This window comes from Lentzea guizhouensis (assembly GCF_001701025.1).
Classification (GTDB): Bacteria; Actinomycetota; Actinomycetes; order Mycobacteriales; family Pseudonocardiaceae; genus Lentzea; species Lentzea guizhouensis.
This window is the reverse complement of sequence record NZ_CP016793.1, coordinates 8,289,943-8,309,097: the sequence shown is the minus strand read 5'-3', so window position 1 is coordinate 8,309,097 and position 19,155 is coordinate 8,289,943. Positions and strand designations below refer to the sequence as shown.

The 19,155-nt window shown below is 71.5% G+C and carries 12 protein-coding genes and 1 pseudogene; 10 read left to right on the top strand and 3 right to left on the bottom strand.

Annotation, left to right across the window (positions count from 1 at the left end):
- The first annotated feature begins 12 nt into the window (after positions 1-12).
- The gene (locus BBK82_RS39665) at positions 13-705 is read left to right on the top strand and encodes a GH12 family glycosyl hydrolase domain-containing protein (protein WP_065921725.1); all 693 of its coding nucleotides are present in this window, start codon (positions 13-15) and stop codon (positions 703-705) included.
- Here the strand turns inward: BBK82_RS39665 and BBK82_RS39660 are convergent.
- Positions 684-1,703: an acetylxylan esterase gene (locus tag BBK82_RS39660; RefSeq protein ID WP_065919525.1), complete on the bottom strand. Its 1,020-nt coding sequence runs from the start codon at positions 1,701-1,703 to the stop codon at positions 684-686. The genes BBK82_RS39665 and BBK82_RS39660 overlap by 22 nt on opposite strands.
- A gap of 61 nt (positions 1,704-1,764) precedes the next feature.
- Positions 1,765-4,602, bottom strand: coding sequence for a glycoside hydrolase family 3 protein (locus tag BBK82_RS39655; RefSeq protein WP_218920478.1), 2,838 nt, complete (start codon positions 4,600-4,602; stop codon positions 1,765-1,767).
- 160 nt (positions 4,603-4,762) lie between these two features.
- Here BBK82_RS39655 and BBK82_RS39650 point away from each other — a divergent pair, with 160 nt between their 5' ends.
- Positions 4,763-6,442 carry an ABC transporter substrate-binding protein gene (locus tag BBK82_RS39650; protein WP_065919524.1) on the top strand — a complete coding sequence of 560 codons (1,680 nt, stop codon included), beginning with the start codon at positions 4,763-4,765 and terminating at the stop codon, positions 6,440-6,442.
- Between the two features lie 83 nt (positions 6,443-6,525).
- A pseudogene (locus BBK82_RS48200) lies at positions 6,526-7,110 on the top strand (ABC transporter permease subunit); the annotation flags it as partial.
- Here the strand turns inward: BBK82_RS48200 and BBK82_RS55145 are convergent.
- Positions 7,050-7,238 (bottom strand): hypothetical protein, encoded by a 189-nt coding sequence (locus BBK82_RS55145; protein ID WP_065919522.1) that lies wholly within the window; start codon positions 7,236-7,238, stop codon positions 7,050-7,052. The pseudogene BBK82_RS48200 and the gene BBK82_RS55145 overlap by 61 nt on opposite strands.
- A gap of 143 nt (positions 7,239-7,381) precedes the next feature.
- Between BBK82_RS55145 and BBK82_RS39635 the strand changes: the two genes are divergently transcribed.
- The 7 genes from BBK82_RS39635 to BBK82_RS39605 all read left to right on the top strand — a co-directional run bounded on the left by BBK82_RS39635 (position 7,382) and on the right by BBK82_RS39605 (position 19,129).
- Complete coding sequence (locus tag BBK82_RS39635) at positions 7,382-8,359, top strand: carbohydrate ABC transporter permease (RefSeq protein ID WP_065919521.1); 978 nt, start codon at positions 7,382-7,384, stop codon at positions 8,357-8,359.
- 6 nt (positions 8,360-8,365) lie between these two features.
- Positions 8,366-9,394, top strand: a complete 1,029-nt coding sequence (locus BBK82_RS39630) for a LacI family DNA-binding transcriptional regulator (RefSeq protein WP_065919520.1) — start codon at positions 8,366-8,368, stop codon at positions 9,392-9,394.
- Positions 9,395-9,558: 164 nt separating this feature from the next.
- On the top strand, positions 9,559-11,598 hold the full coding sequence (locus BBK82_RS39625) for a glycoside hydrolase family 31 protein (RefSeq protein WP_065919519.1): 2,040 nt from the start codon (positions 9,559-9,561) through the stop codon (positions 11,596-11,598).
- Positions 11,595-13,583: a beta-galactosidase gene (locus tag BBK82_RS39620; protein WP_065919518.1), complete on the top strand. Its 1,989-nt coding sequence runs from the start codon at positions 11,595-11,597 to the stop codon at positions 13,581-13,583. The genes BBK82_RS39625 and BBK82_RS39620 overlap by 4 nt, the downstream gene beginning before the upstream one ends.
- Positions 13,580-15,619, top strand: a complete 2,040-nt coding sequence (locus BBK82_RS51090) for a glycoside hydrolase family 36 protein (protein WP_218920477.1) — start codon at positions 13,580-13,582, stop codon at positions 15,617-15,619. Before BBK82_RS39620 ends, BBK82_RS51090 begins: the two co-directional genes overlap by 4 nt.
- A 3-nt stretch (positions 15,620-15,622) precedes the next feature.
- Entirely contained in the window at positions 15,623-17,095 is a 1,473-nt protein-coding gene (locus BBK82_RS51085) for a glycoside hydrolase family 43 protein (RefSeq protein ID WP_237047827.1), read from the top strand.
- A gap of 42 nt (positions 17,096-17,137) precedes the next feature.
- Positions 17,138-19,129, top strand: coding sequence for a cellulase family glycosylhydrolase (locus BBK82_RS39605; RefSeq protein ID WP_237047826.1), 1,992 nt, complete (start codon positions 17,138-17,140; stop codon positions 19,127-19,129).
- Positions 19,130-19,155 lie beyond the last annotated feature (26 nt).

Below are 19,155 nucleotides of genomic sequence, written 5' to 3'. Positions count from 1 at the left end.
AAGGAACCGGACATGCACAGGAAAGCGCGTTATGTGGTTCTCGCGGTCGTCGCCGCTCTGACGATGTCGCTGGTGACCGGCACGGCGCTCGCCGCGGCGTGGAGCTCCACGGACCGGTGGGGCACCTGGTCGAACGGCGGCTACACGGTCCGCAACAACGTGTGGGGCAACGGGCACGGGCCGCAGACCGTGTGGGCCAACTCCTACAGCAACTGGGGCGTGTGGTCGAACCAACCGAACACCGGTGGGGTGAAGTCGTACCCGCACTCGGAGAAGATGGTGAACCGCAGGCTCAGCTCGCTCGGCAGCCTGCGCAGCAGCTTCAACGTCACGTACCCGAACGCCGGCTCGTACACCACCGCGTACGACATCTGGGCCGACAACCACTCCTACGAGATCATGTTGTGGATGAACAAGGTCGGCAACGTCGGCCCGATCGGCTCGTGGCAGGCCTCCGCCACGGTGGGCGGCCACAGCTGGAACGTCCACCGCGGTTCCAACGGCTCGAACGCGGTGTTCTCGTTCGTCCGCACGTCCAACACCGGGTCCGGCACGGTCGACATCAAGGCCGTCATGGACTGGATCCGCGGCCGCGGCTGGTTCGGTGACGTGACGGTGGGCGCCGTGCAGTTCGGCTACGAGATCACCTCGTCCAGCGGTGGCCTGAACTTCACCACCAACAGCTACTCGGTGTCCGCCGGCTGATCGCCGGACCGCCACCCGGCGTCGGGTACGAGTCCGCGCTCGTGCAGCCACTCCAGCTGCACGGCGGAGTTGGAGCCGTACCCGCCGCCGTGGTCGGCGAACTGCCACACCGTCATCGTCTTGTCCACGCCGGAGTAGTGGTTGAACGCCGCGTACACGGTGGACGGCGGGCAGACCGGATCCATCAGCGCGACGCTGAACAACGCGGGCGCGGTGGCCCGGCGGGCGAAGTGGACGCCGTCGAAGTAGGACAGCGTGGCGAACGCCGGGTCGACGCGGTGCCGGCTGTGCCAGCGCAGGTACTCCGCCAACTCCGGGTACGGGCCCTCGGCGGTGATGTCGACCGCGCGCCGGAAGTGGCACAGGAACGGCACGTCCGGCATCGCCGCCGCCACCCGGTCGCGCAGGAGCCCGGCCACGGCGATCGTCAGGCCACCGCCCTGGCTCCCGCCCGCCACGACCACCCGGCGCGGGTCCACTCCCGGCAGCTCGGCCAGCGCGTCCACGGCGCGGGCGCAGTCGGTCATCAGCCGCCGGTAGTAGTAGCCGTCCGGGGAGTCGATGCCGCGGGTCATGAAACCCTTCGCCCACTGGGTACCACCGCCCGCGTCGGGGTCGGGGGTGTCATGGCCCTGGCCGCGGCTGTCGACGACGAGCTGGGCGTAGCCGGCGGACGGGAAGAGCAGGTGGTCGGTGGGCAGGCCGCGACCGCAGCTGTAGCCGAGGTAGGTGACGACGACGGGCAGCGGGCCGTCGGCGGCACGCGGGCGCAGCAGCCAGGCCGCGACCGGTTCGCCGTTCCAGCCGGGGAAGCGGACGTCGTACGCCTCCACGGTGCGCAGCCGGTACCGCCCGGTCACGCGCTCCGCCGTCACCGGGCCGCCGTGCGAGCGCGCCTCGCCCAGCGTGCGGTCCCAGAACGCGTCGAAGTCCGGCGGGGCCGGCAGCTCCGGGTGGTACCCGGTGAGCTCGTCGAGGGACAGGTCCGTCAGCGGCATCGCAGCTCCTCAAAGGGGGAACGTGGTGGCCCGTCTCCCGCCGAGCGACGGGCCACCGGCATCAGTCGGCCGAACCGAAGCGGAACGCGGTCAGCCGGAACGAACCGTGCAACGTCACCCGCAGATCCTGGACGCCGACCACGGGGGCGGGCAACGCCGCCGTCACCGTCGTCCACCGGTAGCGGTCACCGGTGTCCGGCACGGGGATCTCCGCGAGCAGTCCCCCGTCCGTCCAGAACGCCACGCGGGCCGCCGGATCGTTCCCCTCCGCCGACACCTCCGCCTCGACGCGGACCGCGCCGGAGAGGTCGGTCGACCGGAACCACAGGGTCGCCGGCGCACCGGCCGGGGTGACCGCGTCACCGGTGGTGCGGGTCGCGTCCACGAGGGACGCGCTGTCGTAGTCGTCGAAGTCCACCGCGAGCACCCGGCGGTCGACACCGGCGCGCGGTGCGGGCGGCGGGCCGGCCACCGTGAGCGGCGCGGTGAGCACGACGTCCTCCGCGGACCGGGCGACGAGCAGCTCGTAGGTGCCGGGGTCGGTGGCGAACGCGCCGGTCGTGACGTCCCAGTGGGCCAGGTGCTCGCTGGACAGCCGGAACGACAGCACACGGCTTTCGCCCGGTGCCAGCACGACCTTGCGGAAGTCGGCGAGCCGCAACCGCGGTGCCTCGTACCGCGCGTCGAGTGCGCGGACGTAGAGCTGGACGACCTCGCTGCCGGTCCGGGCACCGGTGTTGGCCAGCGTCACCGAGACGTCGACAGCGCTGTTCGCGGTGATCACGCCCGCGGACAGGAACAGGTCGCGGTGCTCGAACCGCGTGTAGGACAGGCCGTGGCCGAACGGGTACAACGGCGCGGCCCGGTGGTACTGGTAGGTCCAGCCCGCCTTGATCACGTCGTAGTCGAGCGGGTGCGGCAGCTCATCGTCCCCGCGGTACCAGGTCTGCGGCAGCCGTCCGGCGGGCTCCGCCTCACCGAGCAGCACGGCGGCGACCGCGCGGCCCGTCTCCTGCCCGCCGTGGGACGTCCACACCACGGCGGGCAGGTGCTCGTCAGCCCAGTCGAGGGCGTAGGGGTAGCTGCTCATCACGACCAGCACGGTGTCCCTGCGGACCCCGGCAACGCTGCGCAGCAACGACTCCTGCGGCTCCGGCAGCGCGATGCCGGCGCGGTCCCGGGTCTCGCGGCCGCCGATCAGCGGCTGGTTGCCCAGCACCACCACGGCGACATCCGCCGACAACGCCGCGGCGACCGCGTCCGCGGTGCCGTCGCACAGCACCTCGCGTTCCCAGCGCTCGGCGGCGTCCGGCGTCTCCGCGGTGACGGTGACGCGGCCGTCGACCGGGTCGACGACGGCGTACCGGTCGGTCAGGACGCTCTGCAGCAGCACGGAACCGTCAACGGGAACAAGGCGGAACGTCTCACCGACGTCCCAGCTCTTGATCTGGTCCTGGTCCGCGGCGAGCGACCCGTCGGCGCGCTTGAGGCTCAGGTAGCGCCGGGTCTCCGCAGACCGCAGGGTCAGCACGCCGTCGCCCCAGTCGAGCACGTCGAACGCCGTCTTGCCGAGCAGCTCGCCGGTGGTGCGCGAGCGCAGCGCGACCCGGTCGGCGCCGTCCGCGACGACCACCTCCCCGCCGTACGAGCCCAGCACCGCCGAAAGCCCGTCGGCCACCGTGACCTGGTACGGGAAGGTGCCGCTGTACCAGTCCTCGCACAGCGTGCCGGCGAACGGCCCGATGACGGCGACGCGCCGTGTGGTGGTCGCGTCGATCGGCAGCAAACCGGTGTTGCGCAACAACGTCACCGACTCCGTCGCCGACCGCAACGCGAGCGCGCGGTGCTCGGGGCAGTCGATCACCTCAGGACCGGTCGCGGTGTAGGGGTCGAGCTCCGGGTCGAACTCGCCCAGGCGGAAGCGGAGCTCCAGCTGCCTGCGCACCGCGCGGTCCACATCGGACTGGTCGATCAGCCCGCGCCGCAACGCCTCGCGCAACCGGCCGACGGGGGTCGCGCTGTCCTGGCCGTGATCGGTGAAGCTGTCGATGCCCGCCTTCAGCGCGGCGGCGTGGGACTCGGCGTGGTCGTCGAAGTAGTGCTCCGGGTCGACCAGGTTGGACGGTGCCTCGGCGTCGCTCACCACGAACAGCTCGCGGCCGGTCGGTTCCGCCCAGCGGCGCAGCTCGTCCCGCATCAGCGGGCTCACGTGGCACGGGCGGCCGTTGACCAGGTTGTAACCGGCCATCGCGCCGGTGGCGGCACCGGAGGCGACCACCGGCCGGAACGCCGCCAGGTCGTACTCCTGCAGCACGCGGGGGCGCAGGCCGGAGGACGTGGTGCAGCGGTCGTCCTCGTTGTTGTAGGCCAGGAAGTGCTTCAGCACGGGTGCCGTGCGCAGGAATCGGTGGTGGTCGCCCGCCAGACCGCGGCAGAACGCCGTCCCGAGCCGCGCGGTGTGCAGCGGGTCCTCGGAGTAGCCCTCCTCGTTGCGACCCCAGCGGGGATCGCGCAGCAGGTTCAGCACCGGCGCCCACGCCTGCAGGCTGTTCCTGCCCGTGCCGACCGCGGTCGGGCGGTGGTAGTGGAACGCCCGCAGCTCCACCGCGGTGGCCTCGGCGACGCGGTGCACCAGCTCCTCGTCCCACGTCGCACCCAGTCCCACGGCCTGCGGGAACACCGTGGCCGTCCCGAGCCAGGCGACGCCGTGCAACGCCTCCGTCCCGGTGCGGAACGCGGCCAGCCCGAGTCGGGGCACGGCCGGCGAGTACTGGTGCAGCATCGCGAGCCGTTCGTCGGGTGTGAGGCGCCCGAGCAGGTCGTCGACGCGCTTGCGCGTCGGCAGGGACGGGTCGCGGAACGGCAGCCGGTCGACGGCGGGCACGGCCTCGAAAACCACGTGGTGACCCCTCAGGTTGGAGCGTGCAGTGAAGCGTTTCGACGGTGGCACGCTGGGGTTTCTGCTGTCAACGGTCTTGTTTCGTGCGATCTGCGTCACTACTGTGCCGGGCATCTGTTTAAGCGCTTCGACACTTCGACGACGAAGGATCGGAACCGTCATGGGCATCGAGTTGAACCGCAGGACCTTCTTGAGCGCCGCCGTCTCGGCGGCCGGTCTCGCCGCGATGGGGCCGCTGCTGTCCGGCTGCGGGGGCAGCGCGGCGCAGCGCGCGGGGGTGAACTCCGGAACCGGGCTCGACGCCGCGTTGCCCGCCTACGTGCCGAACACGGCGATCAGGCCGGACATCCCGTCCGTGGCGGGCGGTCCCGACGTGCTGACGAAGCCCGGGTTCCTCGGCTACCCGGCCGACCGGGTCGCGACCGTGTCCGGCGTGCCCGGCAAGGGGGGCCGGTACTCGGCGGTGACGCCGCTGTGGGGCACCATCCCGCCCGCGGACAACTCCTTCTACCGGGCCATGAACTCCGCCCTGGGCGTCGAGCTCGACATGAAGCCGGCCGACGGCAACACCTACAACACCATCGTCTCGACGATGACCGCCGCGAAGAAGCTGCCCGACTGGATCCAGCTGCCCGCCTGGTGGAACCCGAACTTCAACACCGGCGGCCTGGCCGGCAGCCAGCTGGCCGACCTCACCCCGTTCCTGGCCGGTGACAAGGTCGAGAAGTACCCGAACCTCGCGGTCATCCCCACCGCGGCCTGGCGGGCCGGTGCCTGGGGCGACAAGCTCTACGGGATCCCCTGCTTCTCCTCGGGTTTCGAGATCGCGGGCACCACCTTCTACCGGCGCGACGTGCTGGAGGCCAGGGGCATCACCGCCGACCAGGTCAAGTCCGCCGACGACCTGATGGACCTGGGCAAGGAGCTGACCGACGCGAAAGCGGGAGTGTGGGCGTTCGACGACGTCTGGACCTACCTCTTCACCACCTTCGGCACGCCGCTGAAGTGGAAGGTGGACAACGGGAAGCTCGTCCACAAGTACGAGACCGAGGAGTTCTTCGCCGCCCTCGACTGGCACCACCGCCTGGCGACCGCGGGCTACGTCCACCCCGACGCACTGGCCGGTGACTCCGCCGGCACGACCCGCTTCTACGCGGGCAAGGTGCTGATCGCCGGTAACGGCATGGGAGCGTGGAACCTCGCCGACCACCAGTCCGGCCGGGCCGCCAACCCGAACTACCGGCGCGGCGCGTTCAACGTCATCGCCGCCGACGGCAAGAGCGGGCCGCGCGTCGACATGGGCCCGTCCACCAGCGTCCTCAGCTACCTCAACGCCTCGCTGAAGCCCGAGCAGGTCGAGGAGCTGCTGGCCGTCGCGAACTACCTCGCCGCTCCGTTCGGCTCCGCCGAGTACACGATGGTCAACTTCGGCGTCGAGGGCACCCACTTCACGATGGCCGACGGCGTGCCGACGCCCACCGAGGCCGGCAAGAAGGAGGTCCAGGCGCAGACCTACCCGTTCCTGGCCTCGTCGCCGGCCGTGGTCAGCAACCCCACCGGCGACGTCGTCACCAGGGACCTGACCGCCTGGCAGAGCGCGAACGTGCAGACGCTCGCCAAGCCGGTGTTCTGGAGCATGAACGTCAGCATGCCGCAGGCCCAGGCCACCGCGGAGGCCGCCCAGGCCGTCGAGGACACCGTCAAGGACTGCTACCGCGGCAAGAAGAAGGTCCAGGACGTCAGGGACGCCGTCGCGACCTGGAAGACCAGCGGCGGTGGTGACCGGTTGATCGCGTGGATGGACGAGAACGTCCTCCAGAAGCACGGAACCGGGCAGTGACCACACTCGGGTCGCGCCACCGGACCCGGCCGGCGCGGCTGGGCTGGCGGGCCAGGTTGCTGCGGGACCGCTCGCTGGTCCTGATGACGCTGCCCGCGGTGCTGTTGTTGCTGGTGTTCAACTACGTGCCGCTGTTCGGCCTCGTCACCGCGTTCCAGGAGTACGACCCGCTCTCCGGTGTCTCCGGCAGCCCGTGGGTCGGGTTCTACCAGTTCGAAAGGCTCTTCGGAGACCCGTTGTTCTGGGGCGCGGTGCGCAACACCCTCTGCCTCAGCTCCGTCCAGCTGATCCTGTTCTTCCCGGTGCCGATCGCGCTGGCACTGCTGCTGAACTCCGTGCTGAGCGAACGGATCCGCAACTTCATCCAGTCCGTGGTCTACCTGCCGCACTTCTTCTCGTGGGTGCTCGCGATCACGATCTTCCAGCAGATGCTCGGCGGCGCCGGTGTGCTCAACCAGTTCCTGCGCAACAACGACATCGCCACCTGGGACGTCATGACGAACCCGGACACCTTCGCGTTGCTGGTCACCGCGCAGGTGGTCTGGAAGGAGGCCGGCTGGGGCATCATCGTGTTCCTGGCCGCGCTCGCCGCGATCAACACCGACCTCTACGAGGCGGCCGCGGCCGACGGCGCCGGGCGGTGGCGGCGGTTGTGGCACATCACGCTGCCAGGCCTGCGCGGCGTGATCGTGCTGATGCTGGTGCTGCGCCTGGGCAACGCGCTCACCGTCGGGTTCGAGCAGTTCCTGATCCAGCGGTACGCGGTCGGCCACGACACGGCGGACGTGCTGGACACCTTCTCGTTCTACTTCGGCATCGCCACCAACGACTACAGCTACGGCGCGGCGGCGGGGCTGTTCAAGAGCATGATCTCGCTGTTGCTCATCTGGGGTGCGAACAAGCTGGCGCACGCCTTCGGCGAAGACGGTTGTACCGGAGATGACACTCGCGATCGAACGCACCAGCGGCGACACGGCCGTGAAACCCCCTGCCCCCCAAGCGGTCCGCAGGAGGCGCAAGAACGAGCGCCCGGTCTGGGAGGAACCACCGACCCCCGCCGGGCAGGCCGCCAAGGGCATCACGCTGGGCGGGGTGCTGCTCGTCATGCTGGTGCCGCTGTGGATCGTCGTGCTCACCAGCCTGTCCACCCAGGGCGCGGTGAACAGGGCCGGTGGCCTGGTGGTCTGGCCGGACGGCCTGACCCTGGAGACCTACCGGGTGATGCTGTCGGACTCGACCGTCCGCACGGCGTTGCTGGTGAGCCTCGGCATCACGCTGGTCGGCACCGCCGTGTCGATGGTGGTCTCGGTGCTGTGCGCCTACGGCCTGTCCCGGTCGCGGTCGTTCGGGCACCGGTTCCTGCTGTCGCTGCTGATCGTCACGATGTTCGTCAACGGCGGCCTGATCCCGACGTTCCTCGTCGTCACCGGCCTCGGCGGGTACGGGCAGCTGTGGTCGCTGATCTTGCCGAGCGCGGTGTCGGTGTTCAACATCCTGATCCTGCGGGCGTTCTACTCCAGCACCTCGGCCGACCTGATCGAGGCCGCCCGGATCGACGGCGCGGGGGAGTGGCGGATCCTGTGGTCCATCGTGCTGCCGACCTCGCGGGCGGTGACCGCAGTGATGGCGCTGTTCTACGGCGTCGGCTACTGGAACTCGTTCTTCAACGTGATGCTGTACATGCCCACGGACAGCGAGAAGTGGCCGTTGCAGTACGTGCTCTACACGTACGTCAGCCGCGGCAACGGGATGCCCGGCTCGGTCAACAACGGCTTCGGTGACGCGCTGTCGCTGACCGCGCCGCTGTCGCTGCAGATGGCCGTGGTCGTGCTGACGCTCGTGCCGTTGCTCGTCGTCTACCCGTTCGTGCAGAAGCACTTCCGCACGGGTGTCCTGACCGGTGCTATCAAGGGCTGAGGACTCATGGTGACCATTGCCGACGTGGCCAGGCATGCGGGCGTGTCGTCCAGCACGGTGAGCTACGTGCTGAGCGGCAAGCGCGCGATCTCCGAAGAGACCCGGAACCGGGTGCGCAACGCCGTGCAGCAGCTGGGCTACCACCCCCATGCCGGTGCACGGGCGCTGGCCGCACGGCGGTCGCACATCATCGCGTTGATGGTGCCGCTGCGCACCGACGTCTACGTGCCGGTGATGATGGAGATCGCGATCGCGGTGACGGTGGCCGCGCGTCAGCACGGCTACGACGTTCTGCTGATCACCAACGACGAGGGCCCGGACGGGGTGCGCAGGATCGGCGCCAGCGGCCTGGCCGACGGCGTGATCGTGATGGACGTCGAGATGGACGACGAACGCATCCCGGTGCTGCGCGCCCAGGGCACCCAGGCCACGCTGATGGGCCTGCCGGCCGACACCCGCGGACTGTCCTGTGTGGACCACGACTTCGTGGCCGCCGGCGCGCAGTGCGCGGACCACCTCGCGGACCTGGGGCACCGCGAGATCGCCTTCATCGGTTACGGTTCCGGCGTCTACCACCGGCACGCCGCGTACGCCGAGCGGACGCTCGCCGGGTTCCGCGACCGGGCCGAGCAGCGCGGGGTGCGGTTCCTGCACCGCTCCTGCGAGGGCACCTACGAGAGCACGGCCGGCACGCTGGCCCGCATCCTCGCCGACCGGCCGGCGACCACCGGGTTCGTGGTGCAGAACGAGGGCGCGATCGGCCCGCTGCTCACGTTGCTGCGCACCAGCGGGCGGACCGTGCCCGAGGACGCGTCGGTGATCGCGCTGTGCCAGGACCAGCTCGCCGAGCAGTTCGCGCCGCGGCTGACCGCGGTGACCGGGTCGGCGCAGGAGCTCGGCCGGGTCGCGGTCGAGCAGGTGATGCGCCGGTTGTCCGCGGTGAACGACGGTGGCCGCCCGGTCGACGACATGGTCCTGCTGACGCCGACGCTGACGGTGCGGGAGAGCACGGGACCCGCACCACGCCCGGCCTGACCGGACGTCGACGCGCCCACCGCAGGCTCGCCCTGACGGAACACGCCCCGACCGCATCCCCACGCCTTGACCGCCGCCCCGACCCGGCCGCCCCCTCCGGCCGCGCGCACCGACCGCACGCCCGACCTTCTCCGCCTCACCCACGAACGCGAGGGAGCTCCCGCATGCCCACACACTTCCGAGATCTCGGCACCGCACTGGAATGGCGGGCCAGGGGCGAGACCGTGCGCGTCGAGGCCTGGGGCCCGGACGCCGTCCGGGTCAGGGCCACCCCGGGCGGACCGCTGCTCGACGACCTGCCGGGCGCGTTGCTGGACACCCCGCCGGCGGGCGGCGCGGTGGAGGTGAAGATCGCCGAACACCAGGCCACCCTGGTCAACGGCAGGATCACGGTCAGGGTGGACGCGCACACCGAGGGGCAGCTGACCCCCGAGCTGGGCGCGTCGGCGGGCTCGCTCACGTTCCTGCGCACCGAGGACGGCAGCGAGCTGCTCGCCGAACAGCCCGCGCACTTCTGGTGGCCGGGACCGCGGCTCGCGACCGCGACCGGCAACGGGTACCACCGGCTCGAGCAACGGTTCCGCGCCTACCCCGGCGAACGGCTCTACGGCCTCGGGCAGCACACCCACGGGCTGCTGGACCAGAAGGGCGCCGTCATCGACCTGGTGCAGCGCAACGCCGAGGTCACCATCCCGCTGCTGGTCTCCGACCGCGGCTACGGGCTGCTGTGGAACTCGCCCGCGATCGGCCGGGTGGAGCTGGCCGAGACCGGCACCCGCTGGGTGTCCGACAGCGCCCGCCAGATCGACTACTGGGTCACCGCCGGACAGCCGGCCGACGTGCTGCGCGCCTACGCCGACGTGACCGGTCACGCGCCCGAGCTGCCGGGGTGGGCGGCCGGGTTCTGGCAGTGCAAGCTGCGCTACCGCACGCAGGACGAGCTGATGGCGGTGGCGCGCGAGTACAAAAGGCGCGGGCTGCCGTTGTCGGTGATCGTCTGCGACTTCTTCCACTGGACGCACCTCGGCGAGTGGCGGTTCGACCCGGCCGAGTGGCCCGACCCGGCCGGGATGGTCCGCGAGCTCGACGAGATGGGCGTCAAGCTGATGGTGTCGGTGTGGCCGTCGGTGAGCCCGGCGAGCGAGACCTACCACCCGATGCTGGACCAGGGGTTCTTCATCGGCACCGAGTTCGGGCCGGTGGCGCACGCCGACTGGCCGGACAAGGGGCTGGGGGCGTACTCCGCGCAGGTCGCGTTCTACGACGCCACCAACCCGGAGGCGCGCGCGTACGTGTGGGACCGCATTCGAAAGGGCTACCACGACCTGGGGATCAAGGTGTTCTGGCTGGACGCCGGCGAACCCGAGCTGAAGCCCGGTCACCAGTACAACCTGCGCTACCACGCCGGTCCCGGCCTGGAGGTCGGCAACCTCTACCCGCGGGAGAACGCCCGCACCGTCCACGACGGACTGCGCGCCGCCGGGGAGACCGAGGTCATCTCGCTCAACCGGTCATCGTGGGCGGGCGCGCAACGCTACGGCGCCGCGCTGTGGTCGGGTGACATCGGCACGGACTTCGCCACGCTGCGCACCCAGATCAAGGCGGGGCTGAACGTGATGCTGTCCGGCATCCCCTGGTGGACCACGGACATCGGCGGGTTCCACGGCGGTGACCCGGACGACCCGGCCTACCGCGAGGTCCTCGTGCGGTGGTTCCAGTACGGCACCTTCTGCCCGTTGTTCCGGTTGCACGGCTTCCGCGGGTCCGAGCAGGTGCTGGAGCCCGGGATGACCGGTCTGGCCAACGAGGTCTGGTCGTACGGTGAGGAGGCCTACGAGGTCCTCGCCGCGCACCTGCGGCTGCGCGAACGCCTGCGGCCGTACGTGCTGGAGCAGATGCGCACGGCCTCGGCCACCGGCGTGCCGCCGATGCGCCCGGTGTTCCTGGAGTTCCCCGACGACGCAAAGGCCTGGCGGGTGGAGGACGCGTTCCTGCTCGGCCCCTCGCTGCTGGTGGCACCGGTCACCGAGGCCGGGGTCCGTGAGCGGGAGGTCCACCTGCCCGCCGGCGCCCGGTGGACCGACGCGTGGACCGGTGAGGAACACGACGGCGGGCAGACGGTGACCGTCTCGGCGCCGATCGAGCGCATCCCGCTGTTCCTGCGCGACGGCGCGGTGCTGCCCGTGCGCGAGGAGGACGCATGACGGCACGCCGGTTGACCTACCGGCTCGGCGGGCTCGCTTTCGGCGGCGACTACAACCCCGAGCAGTGGGACGAGCAGGTGTGGAAGGAGGACGACGAGCTGATGCGGCGGGCCGGGGTCAACCTGGCCACGGTCGGCGTGTTCTCGTGGGCGCTGCTGGAGCCGGAGGAGGGCCGCTACGACTTCGCCTGGCTCGACGCGCACCTGGACCGCCTGCACGGCAACGGGGTCGCGGTCGACCTGGCCACGCCGACCGCGTCACCACCGCCGTGGTTCACGCTCGCCCACCCGGACGCCCTGCCGGTCGGCCCGGACGGCACCCGGCTCGTGCACGGCAGCCGGGACACCTACTGCCTCACCGCGCCCGCCTACCGCTCCGCCGCCCGGCGGATCGCCGCCGCACTCGCGGAACGCTACGGCGACCACCCGGCGCTGGCGTTGTGGCACGTGCACAACGAGTACACGACGTTGTGCTGGTGCGAGCACACCGCCGCCGCGTTCCGGATGTGGCTGCGAGCCCGCTACGACTCGCTGGACGCGGTGAACAAGGCGTGGGGGACGGCGTTCTGGAGCCAGCGCTACGGCAGCTGGGAGCAGGTCCTGCCGCCGCGCGCCACCCAGTGGCACCGCAACCCCGGCCACGCACTGGACTTCCGCCGGTTCTTCTCCGACGAGGTGGTCGCGGCGTACACCGAGCAGCGGGACGCGATCCGCGCCCACAGCGACCGGCCGGTGACGACCAACCTGATGATGCCCGCCTACCAGAACGTGGACCTGTGGGCGCTGGGACGTGAGGTCGACGTGGTCGCGATCGACCACTACCCGGACCGGCCGGGACTCGCGGCGGCCGCCGACGTCGCGTTCGCCGCCGACCGGGCGCGCTCGTTCGCGGGGGGCGGGCCGTGGCTGTTGATGGAACAGGGCACCAGCACGGTCTACGACCACGGCCGGGTGCTCGCCAAGGAGCCCGGCGAGATCCTGCGGCACTCCCTGGGGCACATCGCGCGGGGCTCGGAGGGCGCGCTGTTCTTCCAGTGGCGCCAGTCGAAGGCGGGTGCCGAGCAGTGGCACTCGGCGATGGTCCCGCACGCCGGACCGGAGAGCCGCGTCTTCGCCGAGGTGGCCGAGACGGGCGGGGCCGTCGCGCGGCTCGCTCCGCTCGCGGGCTCGACCGTGACGGCGCAGGTGGCCGTGCTGCACGACTCCGACGCGTGGTGGGCGTTGAGCTCCGACGGCCTGCCCTCGCCAGACCTCGACTACCACTCCGCGCTGCGGGCCGCCCACCGCGCGGTCTGGGATGTAGGCGTGGTCGCCGACTTCGCCCACCCGGAGGCGGACCTGGGCCGCTACCGGCTCGTGCTCGCTCCGGCGCTGTACCTGCTGTCCGACGCCGGCGCGGAGAACCTGCGGCGTTACGTCGCGGGCGGTGGCACGCTGCTGGTCGGGCACTTCAGCGGGGTTGTCGACGACCGGGCGCACTCCCGGCTCGGCGGCTACCCGGCCACACCGCTGCGCGAGGCGCTCGGCATCCGGGTGGAGGAGTACCGGCCGCTGCGGCAGGACGAGCGGATCACCCTCTCCGACGGCTCGCACGGCACGGTGTGGAGCGAGTCGCTGCGCACGCGGGGCGCGGAGGCGGTCGTGGCGTACACCCACGGCGCGCTCGCGGGGTCCCCGGCGCTCACCCGGTACGGCTACGGCGGGGGAGAGGGCTGGTACCTGTCCACCCGCCTTGACGACACCGCGCACGGGGCCTTGGTGGCCCGGCTGCTCGACGCCACCGGCGTCCGCCCGGCACTGCCCGGCCTGCCGCCCGGCGTGGAATCCGTGACCCGCCAAGGGGAGCACGACCACTGGCACGTGGTGCTCAACCACACCGCCGAGCCCGTGCCGCTGCCGATGACCGCGCACGACCTGCTGACCGGGGGACCGCTGACCGCGCTGGCACCCGGCGGGTGCGCCGTGCTGAGGGGAGCAACGCCGTGACCACGATCCGCTGGGGCCACGCCGCTTTCGAGCAGGAGCTGCACGTCACCGGAGACGGGGTGCACCCCGCCGGCACCTCGTCGCCGCTGGTGGAGATCACCGCCGCGGACCACGGCCGGACCTGGTCGAGCAGTCGCCTCGTCGACACGGCCATCGGCGCACGGCTGCGGTACCGGACCCACCGCACGTTGTCCGAAGAGGACTGGCAGGGCGTCGTCGTCGAGCTGCACGACGAGGTGAGCGGCGTGACCGCGGAGGTGGCCCTCCGCTCCCCGGACGGCATTCCCGTGGTGCGCGGGGAAGTCCTCGTGCGCAACGAAGGACGTGCTCCGCTGCGGCTGGAGTCGGTCACGTCCCTCGTGCTGGGCGGTCTCGGACCGGTGGCGGGCGCCGACGTGCTGCGGGCGGAGAACGACTGGCTCGCGGAGTGCCGGTGGCGCCGCCAGCCGGCCCGTCTGACGGTGCCCGACCGCAACGGCCGGCACCCGGACCACCGCCACAAAGGAGCGGAGGTCGTTGCCGGGCAGGGTGTCTGGTCCAGCTGTGGCCACCTGCCGATGGGCGGGTTCGCGGACCGTGCGACGGGCCGCGCGTGGGTGTGGCAGATCGAGCACAACGGCGGCGGCTGGCGATGGGAGCTCGGTGAACAGGACGGCGGCGGTTACGTGGCGCTGGCCGGGCCGACTGACCTCGACCACGGCTGGAACCGCGTGCTGGCACCGGGCGAGGAGTTCCGCACCGTGCCCGTCGCGCTGGCGTTCAGCGCCGACGGTGGACCGGACGACGCGTTCGCCGCGCTGACCCGCTACCGCCGCGTCACCCGCCGGCCGCACACCGACCACGAGGACCTGCCGGTCGTCTTCAACGACTACATGAACTGCCTGATGGGCGAGCCGACCACGGACGCGCTGCTGCCGCTGGTCGACGCGGCCGCGGACGCCGGCGCGGAGTACTTCGTGATCGACGCGGGCTGGTACGCCGAGGTGGGTGAGAGCTGGTGGGACGGCGTCGGTGCCTGGCAGCCGTCCTGCACCCGGTTCCCCGGCGGGCTGGGGGAGGTGCTCGACCGCGTCCGCGACCGCGGCATGGTCCCCGGCCTGTGGCTGGAACCCGAGGTGGTCGGGGTGCGCAGCCCGCTCGCGCGCACGCTGCCCGACGAGGCGTTCTTCCGCCGCTCGGGCAGGCGGGTGAGCGACTGCGGCCGTCACCACCTCGACCTGCGCCACCCGGCCGCCCGCACCCACCTCGACGAGGTGGTGGACCGGCTGGTCGCCGAGTGGAGCATCGGCTACCTCAAGCTGGACCACAACATCAACCCCGGCTCCGGCACGAGCGCCGATCAGGAGGAGAGCCCGGCCGACGGTCTGCTCGGCCACAACCGCGCCCACCTCGACTGGCTCGACGGCGTCCTGGACCGCCACCCGCACCTCGTGCTGGAGAACTGCGCCTCCGGCGGCATGCGGATCGACCACGCGTTGCTGTCGCGGCTGCAGCTGCAGTCCACCAGCGACCAGCAGAACCTCGACCGCTACGCACCCATCGCGGCCTCCGCGCCCACCGCGATCACGCCGGAGCAGAGCGCCGTCTGGGCGTACCCGCAACCGGAGGACTCGCTCGACGAGGTCGCCTTCGGCATGACGAGCGCGTTGCTCGGCCGCGTCCACCTCTCGGGCAAGATCGCGGACCTCGGACCGCCGGCACGGGCGCTCGTCCACGAAGCCCTGGCCGTGTACAAGGCGATCCGCGCCGACCTGCCGCGGGCGGTGCCGTCCTGGCCGCTCGGGCTGCCCGGCTGGGAGGACCCGTGGCTCGCGCTCGCCTTGAGCACGCCGTCGGTCACCTACCTGGCCGTCTGGCGGCGTGGCGGCGCGGACACCGTGACACTGCCGTTCCCGCGACTGTCCGATGTGGACGTGGAGCGGCTGTACCCCGCCGACAGCGCCGCGGAAGTGCAGTGGTCACCCGGTGAGCTTTCCCTGACACTGCCCACCGCGCCGTCCGCCGTTCTCCACCGGCTTGAACCCCGAGGAGCGTGACCGGTGGCCGCCACTCCCGTCCTCGCGGGGATGCACCCCGACCCGAGCGTCTGCCGGGTCGGTGAGGACTACTACCTGGTGTGTTCGAGCTTCGAGTACTTCCCCGGCGTCCCGGTGTTCCACAGCCGGGACCTGGTGAACTGGACGCAGCTCGGCAACGCGCTGGACCGGCAGAGCCAGTTGCCGCTGACCGCCGGCACGCCGTCGTCGGCCGGGATCTGCGCGCCGACGCTGCGGTACCACGACGGCCGGTTCCACCTCGTCGTCACGAGCGTGAGCCACGGCGGCGGCACCGCGGTGTTCACCGCCACCGACCCCGCGGGGCCGTGGTCCGAGCCGGTCCCGCTGCCCGGCGCCCACGGCATCGACCCCGACCTCGCCTGGGACGAGGACGGCACCTGCTGGTGCACGATGGCGGGCGTCCACCAGTACCGCGTCGACCTCGCCACGGGTGCGGTCGTCGCCGGCCCGCGGCCGCTCTGGTCCGGCGGCGACCGGGCGAAGGCACCGGAGGCACCGCACCTGTACCGGATCGGCCGGCACTGGTACCTGCTGATCGCCGAGGGCGGCACGGAACGCAGCCACGCGGTGTCGATCGCCCGCGGGCCGGCGCCGGACGGCCCGTTCGAACCCTGCCCGGCCAACCCGGTGCTGACCCACCGCGGCACCGACGACCCCGTCCAGAACACCGGCCACGCCGACCTGGTGCAGGGCCCGGACGGGTCCTGGTGGATGGTGCTGCTGGGCGTGCGGCCCGGCGGCGGCACCCCGGGCTGGCACGTGCTCGGCCGGGAGACGTTCCTCGCGCCGGTGCACTGGGTCGACGACTGGCCGGTGGTCGGCGCGTTGACGGTCACACCGCCGTGGCCGCTGACGCCGGGACCGGTGGAACCGCATCGGGACGACTTCGACGGCGAGCTGCGCCCGTGCTGGATCTCCGTGCGCGACCGCTCCGAGGAGCACTGCACGACGCGGGAACGACCGGGATGGCTGACCCTGCACGCCCGCGGCGCCGGCCTGGACGACCCGTCCGTGGTCTTCGTCGGACGGCGGCAGCAGCACCGGTCGTGCCGGGCCCGCGCGCTGGTCGACGTCGAACGGGGCAGCGGCGGGCTCGCGGTGCGGGTCGACGAGGAACACCACTACGAGGTCGAGGCCGGTTCCGGCGAGGTGCGGGTGCACGCCCGCATCGGTCCACTCCGGACAGTCGTGGTCGCCCGGGCGGTGCCGGCCGGGCCGGTGGTGCTCGTCGTGCGGGTGAACGAGACGCGCGAGCTGCGGGACGCCCGGTCCGGCCCGGACACCGTCTCGTTCGGCGTCGAGGCACCTGGCGGCACGGTCACCACGCTCGCCGAGCTCGACGGCCGGTACCTCTCGACCGAGGTGGCAGGAGGCTTCACCGGACGGGTCATCGGCGCGTACGCCGCGACCGGCACCGTCCACTTCGACTGGATCGACCACGAGCCGCTCGACTGATCAACGACGATTGCGGGGCGCTTGATGTTCAACTCGACCGGTGTGAAACGCACGATCGGCGCGCTCGTGGCCGTTGTGGCCGCGGGTCTCACCACCTCGACTGCCGCGGCCGCCGACCAACCGGGATGCCGGGTCGGCTACGAGGTCACCGGCCAGTGGTCCGGTGGCTTCACAGCCGACGTCGCCGTCACCAACCTCGGACCCGCTCTCGACGGGTGGCGGCTGAGCTGGGAATGGCCGACCGGCCAGCAGGCAGGCACCGCCTGGAGCGCAACCGTCACCGAGTCGCCGGACGCGGTGGTCACCGCTGCCGACGTCGGCCACAACGCCAAGATCGCCTCTGCGGCGACCGTGGAGTTCGGCTTCACCGGCACCTGGGACCACGCCAACACCGCGCCGCTGGCGTTCTCGCTCAACGGCGTCACCTGCGTCCACGGCGGCAGGCAGCTCAGCGCCGCCGAGCACACCGCGGCGATGCAGCCGGGCTGGAACCTCGGCAACACGCTGGACTCGACGGGGGCGGACGAGACGTCGTGGGGCAACCCGCGCGTCACGGAGGCGTTGCTGGACAACCTGAAGGCGCAGGGCTTCAACAGCATCCGCGTACCCGTCACCTGGAGCGCGCACCTCGGCCCGGACCACACGATCGAGGCCGCCTACCTGGCCCGCGTCGAGGAGGTCGTGCGCTGGGCCCTGGCCCGCGACCTCTACGTCATGCTCAACATCCACCACGACTCGTGGCAGTGGATGTCTCGGATGCCGACCGAGCACGACCAGGTGCTCGACCGGTTCACCCGGATCTGGACGCAGCTGGTGGCCGCCTTCGCCGAGTACGGGCCGAAGCTCACCTTCGAGAGCTGGAACGAGCCCCAGTTCACCGGCAGCACCGGCAAGCCGCAGGAGATCGAGCTCAACGCCGTGCTGAACACGGCCTTCCACGGCATCGTGCGCCGCTCCGGCGGCAACAACGCCACCCGCCTGCTCGTCCTGCCGACCCTGCACACCTCGTCCGAGCAGCAGTACCTCGACCCGTTGGCGGAGCAGATCCGCGGCCTGAACGACCCCAACCTCATCGCGACCGTGCACTACTACGGCTACTGGCCGTTCAGCGTGAACGTCGCGGGCGGCACCCGGTTCGACGCCACCGCGCAGAAGGACCTGACGGACTCGTTCGACCGCGTGCACACCACGTTCGTCGCGCGCGGGATCCCGGTGGTCCTCGGCGAGTACGGCCTGCTCGGGTTCGACCGGCACACCGGCACCATCCAGCAGGGCGAGAAGCTGAAGTTCTTCGAGCAGCTCGGCCACTACGCGCGGGCCAAGAAGATCACCACGATGCTGTGGGACAACGGCCAGCACCTGGGCCGCACGTCGTTCCAGTGGAGTGACCCCGAGCTCTACGCCCAGATCAAGTCGAGCTGGACCACCCGTTCCGGCACCGCTCACACCGACCAGGTGTTCCTGGCGAAGTCGAGCCCCATCACCGGCAGGACGATCACGCTCAACCTCAACGGCACCGCGTTCTCCGGTCTGTACAACGGAAACGTCGCCCTGACCCGTGGCCGCGACTACACGGTGTCCGGCGACCGGCTCACCTTGACCGCCACCGCGCTGACCAGGTTGAGCGGCTCGCGCGGGTACGGCACGAACGCGGTGCTGACGGCCCGCTTCTCCCAGGGCGTGCCGTGGCGGTTCCACGTCATCACCCACGACACCCCGGTGCTGTCCAACGCCACCGGCACCACCGCGGCGTTCGACATCCCGACCGCCTTCCGCGGTGACCAGCTCGCCACCATGGAGGCGAAGTACGACGACGGCACCTTCGCCGGCCCGCACGACTGGACCTCCTTCAAGGAGTACGACCGCGCCTTCACCCCCGGCTACCCGGAGGGCCGCACGAGGCTCACCCCGGAGTTCTTCGCGGCGGTGAGGGACGGTGCGCGGGTGACGCTCACGTTCCACTACTGGAGCGGCGCGAAGGTCACCTACCACGTGACGAAGGCGGGTGAGACGGTCACCGGGACGACCACCTGAACGCGTCTTGTTCGGCGAGAGGCGGA